12 protein-coding genes, 3 tRNA genes and 1 pseudogene are annotated in these 13,257 nt (G+C 35.0%); 9 read left to right on the top strand and 7 right to left on the bottom strand.

Features of this window, described 5'->3' with window-relative positions:
• Positions 1-406: 406 nt before the first annotated feature.
• Both QV04_RS10295 and eno read right to left on the bottom strand, forming a co-directional pair.
• Positions 407-482, bottom strand: a tRNA-Ala gene (locus tag QV04_RS10295).
• 207 nt (positions 483-689) lie between these two features.
• Positions 690-1,991, bottom strand: a complete 1,302-nt coding sequence (eno, locus tag QV04_RS10300; RefSeq protein ID WP_039090697.1) for a phosphopyruvate hydratase — start codon at positions 1,989-1,991, stop codon at positions 690-692.
• Between the two features lie 243 nt (positions 1,992-2,234).
• Here eno and QV04_RS10305 point away from each other — a divergent pair, with 243 nt between their 5' ends.
• Both QV04_RS10305 and yihA read left to right on the top strand, forming a co-directional pair.
• A complete protein-coding gene (locus tag QV04_RS10305) occupies positions 2,235-2,672 on the top strand; it encodes a DUF805 domain-containing protein (RefSeq protein WP_021461802.1) in 438 nt (145 codons plus the stop codon).
• 5 nt (positions 2,673-2,677) lie between these two features.
• A complete protein-coding gene (gene yihA, locus QV04_RS10310; RefSeq protein WP_065230744.1) occupies positions 2,678-3,292 on the top strand; it encodes a ribosome biogenesis GTP-binding protein YihA/YsxC in 615 nt (204 codons plus the stop codon).
• Between the two features lie 56 nt (positions 3,293-3,348).
• Here yihA and QV04_RS10315 read toward each other — a convergent pair whose 3' ends face one another.
• Positions 3,349-3,690, bottom strand: coding sequence for a YggL family protein (locus QV04_RS10315; RefSeq protein WP_065230745.1), 342 nt, complete (start codon positions 3,688-3,690; stop codon positions 3,349-3,351).
• Positions 3,691-3,734: 44 nt separating this feature from the next.
• Positions 3,735-4,487 carry a tRNA (guanosine(46)-N7)-methyltransferase TrmB gene (gene trmB, locus QV04_RS10320; protein WP_065230746.1) on the bottom strand — a complete coding sequence of 251 codons (753 nt, stop codon included), beginning with the start codon at positions 4,485-4,487 and terminating at the stop codon, positions 3,735-3,737.
• A gap of 134 nt (positions 4,488-4,621) precedes the next feature.
• Between trmB and mutY the strand changes: the two genes are divergently transcribed.
• The 7 genes from mutY to purB all read left to right on the top strand — a co-directional run bounded on the left by mutY (position 4,622) and on the right by purB (position 9,592).
• Complete coding sequence (mutY, locus tag QV04_RS10325) at positions 4,622-5,743, top strand: A/G-specific adenine glycosylase (protein WP_065230747.1); 1,122 nt, start codon at positions 4,622-4,624, stop codon at positions 5,741-5,743.
• Between the two features lie 15 nt (positions 5,744-5,758).
• Positions 5,759-6,031: an oxidative damage protection protein gene (locus QV04_RS10330; RefSeq protein ID WP_039134835.1), complete on the top strand. Its 273-nt coding sequence runs from the start codon at positions 5,759-5,761 to the stop codon at positions 6,029-6,031.
• 6 nt (positions 6,032-6,037) lie between these two features.
• The gene (gene mltC / locus QV04_RS10335; protein WP_082985603.1) at positions 6,038-7,123 is read left to right on the top strand and encodes a membrane-bound lytic murein transglycosylase MltC; all 1,086 of its coding nucleotides are present in this window, start codon (positions 6,038-6,040) and stop codon (positions 7,121-7,123) included.
• A gap of 145 nt (positions 7,124-7,268) precedes the next feature.
• Positions 7,269-7,344: transfer RNA gene (locus QV04_RS10340), tRNA-Phe, on the top strand.
• A 4-nt stretch (positions 7,345-7,348) separates the two neighbouring features.
• Positions 7,349-7,424, top strand: a tRNA-Asn gene (locus QV04_RS10345).
• A gap of 157 nt (positions 7,425-7,581) precedes the next feature.
• Positions 7,582-8,208 carry a high frequency lysogenization protein HflD gene (gene hflD, locus QV04_RS10350; protein WP_065233439.1) on the top strand — a complete coding sequence of 209 codons (627 nt, stop codon included), beginning with the start codon at positions 7,582-7,584 and terminating at the stop codon, positions 8,206-8,208.
• A 16-nt stretch (positions 8,209-8,224) separates the two neighbouring features.
• Positions 8,225-9,592, top strand: a complete 1,368-nt coding sequence (purB, locus tag QV04_RS10355; protein WP_065230749.1) for an adenylosuccinate lyase — start codon at positions 8,225-8,227, stop codon at positions 9,590-9,592.
• A gap of 42 nt (positions 9,593-9,634) precedes the next feature.
• On the opposite strand, the gene QV04_RS10360 is transcribed toward purB, so the two are convergent.
• From QV04_RS10360 to QV04_RS11700, 3 genes and pseudogenes are all read right to left on the bottom strand, one after another.
• On the bottom strand, positions 9,635-10,876 hold the full coding sequence (locus tag QV04_RS10360; RefSeq protein ID WP_065233440.1) for a sigma-54-dependent transcriptional regulator: 1,242 nt from the start codon (positions 10,874-10,876) through the stop codon (positions 9,635-9,637).
• Between the two features lie 2 nt (positions 10,877-10,878).
• The gene (locus QV04_RS10365) at positions 10,879-12,786 is read right to left on the bottom strand and encodes an ATP-binding protein (RefSeq protein ID WP_065230751.1); all 1,908 of its coding nucleotides are present in this window, start codon (positions 12,784-12,786) and stop codon (positions 10,879-10,881) included.
• Positions 12,783-13,257, bottom strand: a pseudogene (locus QV04_RS11700) (ABC transporter substrate-binding protein); the annotation flags it as partial. The pseudogene QV04_RS11700 and the gene QV04_RS10365, both read right to left, overlap by 4 nt.

Here is a 13,257-nt window from a genome sequence, read left to right on the forward strand (position 1 = left end):
AGTCCAACTTTTCGGGGTCAGATCAAAACCCGTTGGCTTTATACGTAAATAAAGACCTTTCCCATCTGCTAAGTTATATTCTTTCTCGGATGGTTTAGCTTTCTCAATTTGTGTATTGGTTAGTGGTGTTGTTAGCCTTGCCATATTTAAGATTAATCAAGTTTTAGTAACACAATTCAAAGTCTATCATTCCGTGTTACTAAATCACGATATTATATAAATCATTGTTATATATGGATTTATCTAAATTTTAGTAACACGCTATTGAGCTATTATAATTCCGTGTTACTAAATGTGTTACTAAAATCTTGGGTTATGGTGATTTAATCTGATTGATAAAAAGTGCTTTCAAGTCTTGGTATTATTGGGTTTGTGAGTTATGGTGGGTTAGTGTGATTTATTTGTTTGGTGGAGATAATCGGGATCGAACCGACGACCTTTTGAATGCCATTCAAACGCTCTCCCAACTGAGCTATATCCCCACAATTGATGTGAAACGCTACTAATATTAATGGCGCGCTGAATTGATGTCAACGAGATTTAATCAGAAACGGCAGATTTTCGTTTTTTTGCTTAAATCTCATACTTATCGAATTCCCTGATCATTAACCGCAGTTATTCTGCTTATCCCAATAAAAAACTGCACCTTTTAGGGTGCAGTTTCGTCATTCATAATTCAGAATCAGAAATTAAGCCTGACCTTTAACCGCTTTTAATCCTAAGAACGGTGCCTTATCGCCTAATGCTTCTTCAATACGGATTAATTGGTTATATTTTGCAATACGGTCTGAACGGCTCATTGAACCGGTTTTGATTTGACCTGCTGCTGTACCAACTGCTAAATCTGCAATAGTTGCATCTTCGGTTTCACCTGAACGGTGAGAGATTACCGCAGTGTAACCGGCTTCTTTCGCCATACGAATCGCATTTAAAGTTTCAGTTAATGAACCGATTTGGTTGAATTTGATCAAGATTGAGTTAGCGATACCTTTTTCGATTCCTTCTTTAAGGATCTTAGTGTTAGTTACGAATAAGTCATCACCAACAAGTTGGATTTTGTCACCAAGAACTTCTGTTTGGTATTTGAAGCCTTCCCAGTCTGATTCATCCTGACCATCTTCGATAGATTTGATTGGGTATTCTTCACAAAGTTTTTCAAGGTAGTGTGTGAACTCTTGAGAAGTGAATGATTTGCCTTCACCTTTCATCTCATACATACCGGTTTCTTTGTTATAGAATTCAGATGATGCACAGTCCATTGCTAAAGTAACATCTTTACCTAATACATAACCTGCTTTTTCCACAGCTTCTTTAATGCAAGCCAATGCTTCCGCATTAGAAGCCAAGTTAGGTGCGAAACCACCTTCATCACCAACTGCAGTATTTAAACCTTTCGCTTTTAATACTTTCGCTAAGTTGTGGAACACTTCAGAACCGATACGAAGTGCCTCACGTAAAGTTTTTGCCCCAACCGGTTGAATCATAAATTCTTGAATATCAACGTTATTATCTGCGTGTTCACCACCATTGATGATATTCATCATTGGTAATGGCATAGAATATTGACCAGGAGTACCGTTTAATTCAGCAATCCACGCATAAAGTGGTAAACCTTTAGATGCTGCCGCCGCTTTTGCATTAGCAAGAGAAACTGCAAGAATTGCATTCGCACCCAATTTAGATTTATTGTCTGTGCCATCTAAATCAATCATAATTTGATCAATTTCAGCTTGCTGAGTCGCATCTTTACCTAACAAAGCCGGAGCAATAACATCATTGATGTTTGAAACCGCTTTTAACACACCTTTACCTAAATAACGTGATTTATCGCCATCACGTAATTCCAATGCTTCACGTGAACCTGTGGATGCACCTGACGGAGCAGCTGCAAGTCCTACGAAACCACCTTCTAAATGCACTTCTGCTTCAACAGTAGGATTACCACGAGAATCAATAATTTCACGGCCAAGAATTTTAACGATTTTTGCCATTTGTTTTTCCTCACATTTAAGTTAATTTTCAAAGATAGAAATCAAAAACCGCGCTAATATTAAAACGATTTTGAAAATTTGTCTTGTAAAAAATGATGTGAACTTGATCACAATTAAGATTTTCTCACTCAACAAAAACAGCATCTCTTTTTTTACCGTAGTCAGCGATTTTTAACATTTTTGACGCTTTTCTTGTATAATGGCGACAAAATCTCAAAATAAGCTCTTTTTAAGCGCAAATTTATGTATTTTACCCAAGCTTTTTTCACATTTAACGGCAGATTGAATCGACAAGGGTTCTGGATTGGCAGCGGTATTTGTGCCGCTTTCTTATTATTGGTTGCCAATTTACTGCCGGTTTCATTGCTGTTTCAGCAGCAAAGCGGTGCAATTTTCGCATTATTGCCATTATTATTGATCACATACTGTTGGCTGGCGATTATCGTGAAACGCTTGCACGACCGCGGTCGCTCCGCCAAAGCACTGGCAATTCTCCTAGCGCCGATAGGCTGTTTTTTGATTGCGCCTTATAGCCAAGGTTTTATGAAATTATTATTAGGGCAACTGTTTCCGATTTTTATATTCGCTATGCTACTGATGGAATGGGGCGTATTTGTCGGGCAAGCACAAGCCAACCGTTACGGTGAGCAAGGTGAAACAATTCGATTTAAAAAAGGATAATGACAATGACAACGTTCAAACTCAATTACCATAAAACGCACTTTGTAATGAGTGCCGCTAATATTCGACAACTTCCAGCCGATGCCGGCGTTGAAGTTGCCTTTGCAGGGCGCTCCAATGCAGGTAAATCCACTGCATTAAATACATTAGCAAACCAAAAAAATTTAGCGAAAACTTCAAAAACTCCCGGACGTACGCAATTAATCAATCTTTTTGAAGTGAGCGAAAGTTGCAAAATTATTGATTTGCCCGGTTATGGATACGCCGCCGTGCCGGAAAAGGTGAAATTGCAATGGCAAAAATCCTTAGGTGAATATTTGCAACAACGCCAATGTTTAGGCGGCGTGGTGATTTTAATGGATATTCGTCATCCATTGAAAGATCTCGATCAACAGATGATTGAATGGGCGGTCAGTGCCAATTTGCCAATTCTCCTGCTGCTAACTAAAGCGGATAAAGTCAGCCAAAGTGAACGCAGTAAACAGGTTAGAATGGTGCGTGAAGCGATTTTACCATTTCAAAGCGATATTCAAGTTGAGATATTTTCATCACAAAGTCGATTAGGTGTGGATAAATTGGCACAGAAACTAGACGAATGGTATTCGGTAAATAATGTTTAACCGTAAAAAAATTGTGCAACGTAGCTTGTTGCACAATCAAAAAATTACAGTAAAAATTAAGCTTTAACTGGGAAATCCCACCAAATATCAAATAACTCACTTACTTCCACTTGTTGCAATCCGTTATTTTCCAACCAAGATTTAACAAGTTGACGTTGGCTTTCATCACATTTGCCGATTTTTTCCAAACAAACCAAGCCTTCCCAATGTAAGTAGCCGCTGCCTTCGTAAGCAAGACCGTTAGGTTTAATCACTTCATTGATAAAGCGATCTACTGTTTGATCAATCTCCTCAACGGAAGTATTTTCTGCAAATTGCCAATTTACTAAAAATCCCAATTCTTGGAATTCTGCAATGTGCATTTTTTTACGCTGTCTGCGATTACGTTGATACGCCATATTTTCTCCTCAGTTACTGGTTTTTAATCATTCAACTAAAAAATTTATCTCTTAACAAAATAGAGATCCCAAACTCCGTGACCAAGCCGATGCCCACGTTGTTCAAATTTGGTTAAAGGGCGAAAATCCGGACGCGGAATGAAATCATTTGTTGCAGATGTATTTGTTAGCTCCTCTTCTTGACTCAAAACATCTAACATCTGTTCTGCATAATTTTCCCAATCGGTCGCCATATGAATAAAACCGCCGGTTTTCAATTTTTGCATCACCAACTTAAGAAATTGCGGTTGTACAATGCGACGTTTATGATGTTTAGCTTTATGCCACGGATCAGGGAAAAACAGCTGCAAACCAGACAAACTTTGATCCGGAATATTATCCTGTAAAATTTCGATAGCATCGTGGCAAATCACTCGCAAATTACGAACCTGCTGTTCAAGCGCATAAGCGATGCAAGCACCTATTCCGGGCGTATGCACTTCAATGCCGATGTAATTATTATTCAGGTTTTGTTTCGCCATTTCTACTAACGAACTCCCCATTCCGAAACCAATTTCCAAAATCACTGGCTGATCATTATCAAAAATCTTTTTAAAATCAAACTGATCTGCTTGATGTTCTAAACCAAATTCCGACCAATTATCATTCATTGCTCTTTTTTGGGCATCACTTAAGCGACCAGTTCTTAATACAAAGCTACGAACTTTACGTTTATAACGTCCATCTTCCGTAAATTCTGCGGTATTGACTGCTTTTCGTTTTTGTTCCGCAAGATCATTTAAATTATTCTGTTGCATAAATTTTGGGAATACATAAAGTGATAATTAAGAAAAACTGCCCTATTTTACCTGATAATCTACCAATTTTGTGATGTTTTAATTATTTTGCTTGTGCTAAACTCGCCTCCTTAATTTTTGAAGAGGTATAACCAATGTGGCAAGCCCAATCAACGCCCGTAGCGCCTTTTGCATCAAATGTACTGCACTGGTATCAAAAATATGGACGAAAAACGTTGCCGTGGCAACAGAATAAATCACTCTACGGTGTTTGGCTGTCTGAGATTATGTTACAACAAACACAAGTCACTACAGTAATTCCCTATTTTCAACAATTTATTCAGCATTTCCCAACTATTACTGAATTGGCAAATGCACCAATAGATGAAGTTCTACACCTTTGGACTGGTTTAGGCTATTACGCACGTGCCAGAAATTTACATAAGGCGGCACAACAAATTCGCGATCAACATCAAGGAAAGTTCCCAACACAATTTGAACAAGTGTTGGCTCTCCCCGGTATTGGCTTAAGCACCGCCGGTGCTATTCTCTCATCTTGCTTAGATGCTCCTTTTCCTATTTTAGATGGCAACGTCAAACGGGTTTTATCCCGCTGTTTTGCGATTGACGGCTGGCCGGGCGAGAAGTCAGTAGAAACAGAATTATGGAAGTTAAGTGCTGAAGTTACACCGAAAACACAAGTTACTGAATTTAATCAAGCGATGATGGATATTGGTGCAATGGTTTGCACGCGTAGCAAACCGAAATGTAGTTTATGTCCACTACAACAGCAATGTAGCGCCGGAAAAGCGCAAAGTTGGGCAAATTATCCCGGCAAAAAACCGAAAAAAACCTTGCCTGTGCGAGAACGTTATTTTTTATTACTTGTCCAACAGGGAAAAGTCTTACTGCAACAACGTCCTCCTCACGGTCTATGGGGTGGTCTATACTGTTTTCCTGAAATGGAAACTGAAGCGGAATATCAACAAATATTGCAACAACATCATTGGCAATTATTGGAGCGGTTGCCCACCTTTCGCCATACTTTCAGTCATTTCCATTTGGATATTCACCCGATAGTGGTAACAAATACCTCAACATCAACATTAGCAGTAAAAAATGTTGCGGAAACGGAAGCAAAATATGGTCAAACAGTACAAAACAACAACGAATATTGGTATGATTTAGCCGATTTTTCTCCAGCCAAAATTGGACTAGCAACACCGGTGAAAAATTTATTAATACAGTTAAAAGCTATTTTTAATGATAAGAAGTAATGAGGAATAATATTTATGGCAAGAACTGTTTTCTGTGAATATTTACAAAAAGAGTCCGATGGATTGGATTTCCAACTCTATCCCGGAGAATTGGGAAAACGTATTTTCAACTCTATCAGCAAACAAGCTTGGTCAGAATGGCTCAAAAAACAAACAATGCTGGTAAATGAAAAAAAACTAAATATGATGAATCCAGAACATCGCAAATTACTAGAAAAAGAAATGGTAAATTTTTTATTTGAAGGTAAAGATGTTCATATCGAAGGTTATGTTCCCCCTTCAAAGTAAGCCAAAATGAAGATTAAACAATATTTTATTATGACCACAGTGGCACTTTTTTTAGCCGGTTGTGGTTCTTCTTATGATAGCGACAGCATTAATTACGACGACGCCTTTGCTAAAGATACTCGTGCATTGGATATCTTAACCGGTCAGTTCTCCCACAATATCGACCGTATTTGGGGAGTAAATGAATTATTGGTAGCCAGCCGAAAAGATTACGTTAAATATACTGACAAATACTATACCCGTAGCCACGTCAGTTTTGATGAAGGTGTGATTACCATTGAATCACAAACCAGCTTGGCTCGCTTAAAAAATGCCATTGTACATACTTTATTAATGGGTTCAGATGCAAACGGTATCGACCTTTTTGCTGATGGCGATGTACCTATCAGCTCCCGCCCATTCCTTCTTGGGCAAGTTATTGACCATAAAGGTTCCAATATTCCGAATGTTACCGTTGCCTCTGATTTTGCTGATTATTTAATTAATAACAAACTACAAAGTCGCCGTTTAAGCAACGGACATATCGTGCAATTTGTCGTGATTCCAATGATTGCCAACCACGTTGCGATTCGTGCGCAAAAATATTTGCCGTTTATCCGCAAAGCTGCTCGTCATTACAACATTGATGAAAGCCTTATTCTCGGTATTATGCAAACAGAATCCAGTTTCAACCCTTATGCGATCAGTTATGCCAACGCAATGGGCTTGATGCAGGTGGTGCCGCACACTGCCGGACGTGATGTATTCCGAATGAAAGGGAAAAGCGGACTACCTTCTAAGAAATACCTATTCGATCCATTTAAAAATATCGATGCAGGCGTTTCTTATTTATGGCTACTACAAAATAAATATCTGGTGGGCATTACCGATCCGACTTCACGCCGCTTTGCCGTAATTTCCGCTTATAACGGTGGTGCCGGTGCTGTGTTACGTATTTTTGATGATGATAAAGATGTTGCAGTTAATAAGATTAATCGCTTATTACCTGAACAAGTTTATAGAATATTGACAACAAAACACCCATCAGCACAAGCGAGAAATTACCTAATTAAAGTGGATAAAGCGCAAAAAAGTTATCGAGTTATTCGTTAAAATCGGCTAATTTTTACGTTGTTGCGTATTAATTTTGCACGTTTTGCATAGAAAAACGGCTAACGTGAGAAAAAAAGAAAATTTTTTCAAAATAGTGGTTGACTTGAAACACAAAAAAACGTTTAATACGCACCACTAAGACGTTGCCCAGATAGCTCAGTCGGTAGAGCAGGGGATTGAAAATCCCCGTGTCGGTGGTTCGATTCCGCCTCTGGGCACCACTATTCCTCCTTAGTTCAGTCGGTAGAACGGTGGACTGTTAATCCATATGTCGCTGGTTCAAGTCCAGCAGGAGGAGCCAAATTCCAAAAGGCTGTTACAATTCATTTTGTAACAGCCTTTAATTTTTATCAAATCAAGGCAAATTGATAACTTTCAAAAAATAACGAACAATGATATATTTTGCCTCCTGTTTTCCATCATATTTATCAATTAACGAGTAAAGGTTTCTCGCTGTTATGGTCAATTATGCGGATTTAGCACTTGCACTGGCAGGCGTTTGCCAATCAGCAAAATTAGTTCAACAACTCACTCACCAAGGACAAACCAATGAACAGGAGCTGTTAGTTAGTTTACAAACATTACTAGTGACACAGCCAAAAGAAATCCTCGATATCTATGGCGGTAAACTGGAAAACCTGAAGTTAGGTTTAACCACACTACTTGAACAGCTTAATAATCAACAAGGGCGGTTAGATGCTGAATTAAGCCGTTACTGGCTCAGTTTGTTGGCATTGGAACATAAACTCAATGATAATGCCGATAACAAGCAACAACTTGCCGAAAGGGTAAAATATTTGCCGACTCAACTCACATTCCACGATGGATTGACTGAAAGCTCAATGTTGGCGGTGTTAGCCGGTATTTATACCGATCTTATCAGCCCGTTAGGCGCCAAGATTCAAGTAAAAGGGTTACCGACTTATTTGCAACAACCGGATATCCAAAATCAAATCCGAGCTTGCTTACTGGCTGGTATCCGCTCTGCTGTATTATGGCGGCAGGTCGGTGGTTCAAAATGGAAATTGCTCTTTTTCAGGAAGAAGCTGGTACAAGCCGCCCAACAACTCTATTCATCCCTTTAAATAACGGAGTGATTCAATGCAATTCAATGCTTTAACCGCACTTTCCCCGCTTGATGGACGTTACCAAAGCAAAACTGATGCACTACGTCCAATCTTTAGCGAATATGGTTTATTACGATTCAGAGTAACCGTTGAAGTTCGCTGGTTACAAAAATTAGCTGAAACCACAGCAATTCAGGAAGTTCCCCTTTTATCAAAAAAAGCAATCGATTACTTAAACGATATTATTGCCAATTTTGACGTACAAGATGCACAACGCATTAAAGAGATCGAGGCAACCACAAATCACGATGTGAAAGCGGTTGAATATTTCTTAAAAGAAAAATGCCAAGCCTTACCTGAACTCGCAGCAATCAGCGAATTTATTCACTTCGCCTGTACTTCGGAAGACATTAACAATCTTTCTCACGCCTTAATGTTAAAAACTGCCAGAGAAGAATTTATTCTTCCGGAATGGAAAAAATTAATCAATGAAATCAGTAAATTAGCCGAAACCTATAAAACAATCCCTTTACTTTCCCGTACTCACGGACAACCAGCATCCCCAACAACAGTCGGAAAAGAAATGGTAAATGTGGCATACCGCTTACAACGTCAATACCAACAACTGCAAAAAGCAGAAATTTTAGGAAAAATTAACGGAGCCGTCGGTAATTATAATGCCCATCTGTCTGCCTATCCGAATATAGATTGGCACTTATTTAGCCAACAATTTGTACAAAGTTTAGGTATTGACTGGAACCCGTATACTACTCAAATCGAACCGCACGATTATATCGCCGAAATTTTTGATTGTATTGTTCGTTTCAACACGATTATCATTGATTTCAACCGTGATCTTTGGGGTTATATTGCCTTAAACCACTTCAAACAAAAAACTATTGCCGGCGAAATTGGATCTTCAACTATGCCACATAAAGTCAACCCAATTGATTTTGAAAATTCAGAAGGAAATCTTGGCATAGCGAATGCATTAATGACACATCTGGCACAAAAATTACCCATTTCTCGTTGGCAACGTGATCTCACCGATTCTACTGTATTACGCAACCTCGGCGTAGGATTAGGTTATTGTGCTATCGCTTACGCATCCACTCTCAAAGGTATCAGTAAATTGGAAGTGAATGAAGCTCATTTATTGGCTGAACTCAATCAGAACTGGGAAGTATTAGCAGAACCGATCCAAACTGTTATGCGCCGTTACGGCATTGAAAAACCATACGAAAAACTAAAAGAATTGACTCGTGGCAAACGTGTGGATCAACAAACAATGCAACAATTCATTGATGGTTTAGCCATTCCTGAAGAAGAAAAGGCTCGTTTAAAACAACTCACACCTGCAACCTATATCGGTGCTGCAATACAATTAGTAGAAGCATTTTAAAGCGATCATAACGATAAAACCAAACTAGATTTAGTTTGGTTTTTATCTTTTATAATCTTGCTTGCTTAAGCCATATTTTTTCATTCTAAGATAAAGTTTCTTTCTTGGTATCTGCAAATAATCAGCAACGATATTCACCTTACCCTGAAATTGATTCAGGGTATCTATAATAATTTTCTTTTCATATTCTTCAATTAAACTATCTAAAGATATTTCATTTTCCTCATAACTTGAAAAATCTAAATGATCATTATTTGCTGTTATTCCAACAGCATACAACTCTGCTGTATAGATTAACTGATTAATATTTCCCACCCATTGTTGAGAAAGTAATCTTTTAATTAATTCCGATGTAATAATAGGTTTACGTTTATTCAATTTCTGACAGATTAATGTCAAATAATGATGGAATAACGGTTCTATATCAGACTTACGTTGTGATAATGGAATACATTCTATTTGAGTTAGAGAGAAATAATAAAATAATTCTATATTAAATTCCGACAATAATGTTTTTATAGAATATTGGCTTATTGCAACAACTCTAGAATTATTATTATTTTTTATAAACTGAAACAAAAATTTTTGAGATAAACTTGTTAAATATTCGATATTTTTTATAATATAAAATTTATTTTCTTTTTCATCAAAATATTTTTTAAAGTTATCCACATCACAAAATTCAACTAATTCAATAACAATTTCATTTTCAAATTTAGACTTCGCTAATTCATATAAATAATGAGCAGCCAAAGAACGACCTGTTCCTATTTCACCATAAATAAAAATAGGCAATGATGTTTCTGATAATTGTTGTAATTGCGACCTAAGTTTCTTTATATAATTACTCTTGCCAATAAAATGAGTTTCTAATTGCTGAATCTGCCATTCTTTACTTAATAGCTGTTTTTTCCTTAAATTAATTGCTTCTGAAACTTGATTTAATAAACTCTGAGGATCAACTGGTTTCTCTATAAAATAAAATGCTCCTTTCTTTACAGCCTCTATTGCCATAGGCACATCACCGTGTCCGGTAATTAAGATAACCGGAACATCCTTATCTTTTTCTCTAACTTTTTCTAATAATGTCCATCCTGACATTTGAGGCATATAAATATCGCTAATTACAATACCAAACCAATCAGAATTAATTAACGTTAATGCGTATTCTGGATTAGAAGTGGCTATAATATCATAGCCTTCTAACTCTAATAACGTTTGATAGGCCTGCAACACATCAAAATCATCATCAATTAATAAAATAGTTTCTTTTTTTATACTCATACCTATTTTCCAATAGTATTATTAAATTCTAAAATAACAACTGCTCCTCTTGCTAAATTAGAGGCTAATATTAAATTCCCATTAAACTGTTTCATAATTCTTTGACAAATTGTTAAACCAAGACCTAGACCAATTTCTTTATTAGTATAGAAAGGAGATAATAAATTTTCTGAATCTTCCTCAGGCCACCCTATACCATTGTCACTCACAAAAACCTGAATGTTTTGATCTTTGTTCAATATCTCCACCTTAACTTCTACCATATCATTACAGGCTTCAAAAGCATTTGAAAATAAATTAACAAAGACTTGTTCTAATAAACCTTTATCTACAAAAACTTTGGCATCACCCTGTATTATTAATTTTGACTGTTTTAGTTTATACTGAATTTCAATGAGTTCCCAAGCATCAAAAACTATAGGTTTTATTGCAAATAATTGCATATTACTATTTGTATTATTACGAGCAAATTGTCTTAACCCTTTAATTATTCTGTTAATTCTATTTATCTGACTTTCAATTTTATTAACATAACTGGAAAAATGCTCATATGATCTTTTCTCTATCAGCTTTTTTAAACTAAAAATATAAATCGACAACACATTTAAGGGCTGATTAATTTCATGCGCTAGTGTTGTCATTGTTTTACCCACAATTGCTAATTTAGCAGTTTGAATTAATTCATTTTGTGTTTGTTTTAAATTCTGTGATATTTTATTTTTCTCTTTCAGCACTTTAGTATAATTCTTTAAAAGAAAATTGATTTCTGTTATCTCATCCTTTCCATCTAACTTTATATCTAATTCATCCTTACCTTCATTCAATAACTCTACAACATTAATTAAATTCTTAAATCTAACACTTAAACTTTTATGCAAATAAAAATAGGTAAATAAAGCCATAAGTAATATGGAAGTAATTAATGATATAGATATAATAATCCCGATAATTTTAATCTTTACTTTTAAATCATTATTTAAGTAATCAAACTTATTTTTTGTTGCATTAAATACATCATTAGTAATTTTACTTATTGAATAAATTATATTTTTTTGTGATGCATTAATTTCTTTTACAGCAATATGATATTGATTAATCATACCAACTAATTTAGACAATTCATCTTCAGAATATACCACTTCCATAAGCATTCTAATTGTTTGATATAATGTAACAAGGCTCGTTTTTTCTAAATAAATGTCTTCATTATTTCCTATTCTCTCCACTATATCTTTTAATCTAAGATAATCATCTAATCCATTTCCCATATTTATATTATAAATAAATTGCTCTATTTCATATTTTAGTTGTTCCTCAATACTTTTCAATTGAGAGATTGCCTGTAATTCATTTTGTAGATTTACAGAAACTCTCTCTTTCTCCATTTTATCTAATTTTATTACATTCATTTGTTGCCAACTCAATTCTTGCCCCAAAGCGACTAATTCATTATTAAAATCATCGTGTAACCATTGAATTTTTGTAATAATTTCTTGCTTTTTTTGCTCAATTAAAAATCCATTTTGAATATTCTCATCTATTTTTATAATTAATTTTTTAAGTTCTAAAATAGATTTTAAAAAAACATCTTTATCTACACCATCTAATAAATTATAAATCTCTATTTCTATATCAACAATATGATTATTTAATTGTTTTAATAGAATAGGTCTATTTAAATTATTTTTTAATGAAATAAATTTCCTTAAATTATCTACAAACAAATTAACACTTCCTTCTAATCTCAATGTTGCTTTTGTTTTTGGATATAAATCATCAAAGATATAATTAATCTGTTCACTTTGTTTATACCAAGAAAACAAGCTTACACTACCAATTAAAATTGTTAATAATAGATTAATTGCAAATACCAATTTCAATATCTTAATAATACTATTTTTTCTTTTCATTGTAGTTCATTCAATAAATATATTGTTTCATTAAGTTTTGTTTGAAAAAAGTCTCGCCATAATTTCTCTTGAGATAAAGAAAAGTTTTTATCATTATTTATTTTTAACAAATACTCTTTATCTATTGCCTGATTTTCATCCACTGGAATTGTCGTTAAATTATTTCTAAGTTTATATAACCTTTTATTTAATGCTTTTTCTTTAGAAATTAACATAGCCCATACTTCTTTTAGCTGTGTTAATCTGAAAGTAATAGCAACATCAAATAATCTTCTAATTAGATCTTGTCTTAACAATAGAAGTTCATAATCTAAAGGTTGTTGTTCTAATAATTTTTTCTGTTGTGAATATCTAAAATTATTTGGTTGATACACTTTGAATGGAAATTTAGCAAAATATTGTATAGAAAAAACTTTATTTCTATGATTATCTAATAATGTATAAATAAACTTTTCAGCTTCTTTTTTATTT

The organism is Gallibacterium genomosp. 1 (assembly GCF_001678575.1).
Taxonomy (GTDB): Bacteria; Pseudomonadota; Gammaproteobacteria; order Enterobacterales; family Pasteurellaceae; genus Gallibacterium.

Excerpts from the sequence above, each read along its gene's own strand:
- eno (WP_039090697.1), bottom strand. The coding sequence starts at position 1,991 with ATGGCAAAAATCGTTAAAATTCTTGGCCGTGAAATTATTGATTCTCGT.
- QV04_RS10305 (WP_021461802.1), top strand. The coding sequence starts at position 2,235 with ATGTATTTTACCCAAGCTTTTTTCACATTTAACGGCAGATTGAATCGA.
- yihA (WP_065230744.1), top strand. The coding sequence starts at position 2,678 with ATGACAACGTTCAAACTCAATTACCATAAAACGCACTTTGTAATGAGT.
- QV04_RS10315 (WP_065230745.1), bottom strand. The coding sequence starts at position 3,690 with ATGGCGTATCAACGTAATCGCAGACAGCGTAAAAAAATGCACATTGCA.
- trmB (WP_065230746.1), bottom strand. The coding sequence starts at position 4,487 with ATGCAACAGAATAATTTAAATGATCTTGCGGAACAAAAACGAAAAGCA.
- mutY (WP_065230747.1), top strand. The coding sequence starts at position 4,622 with ATGTGGCAAGCCCAATCAACGCCCGTAGCGCCTTTTGCATCAAATGTA.
- QV04_RS10330 (WP_039134835.1), top strand. The coding sequence starts at position 5,759 with ATGGCAAGAACTGTTTTCTGTGAATATTTACAAAAAGAGTCCGATGGA.
- mltC (WP_082985603.1), top strand. The coding sequence starts at position 6,038 with ATGAAGATTAAACAATATTTTATTATGACCACAGTGGCACTTTTTTTA.
- hflD (WP_065233439.1), top strand. The coding sequence starts at position 7,582 with ATGGTCAATTATGCGGATTTAGCACTTGCACTGGCAGGCGTTTGCCAA.
- purB (WP_065230749.1), top strand. The coding sequence starts at position 8,225 with ATGCAATTCAATGCTTTAACCGCACTTTCCCCGCTTGATGGACGTTAC.
- QV04_RS10360 (WP_065233440.1), bottom strand. The coding sequence starts at position 10,876 with ATGAGTATAAAAAAAGAAACTATTTTATTAATTGATGATGATTTTGAT.
- QV04_RS10365 (WP_065230751.1), bottom strand. The coding sequence starts at position 12,786 with ATGAAAAGAAAAAATAGTATTATTAAGATATTGAAATTGGTATTTGCA.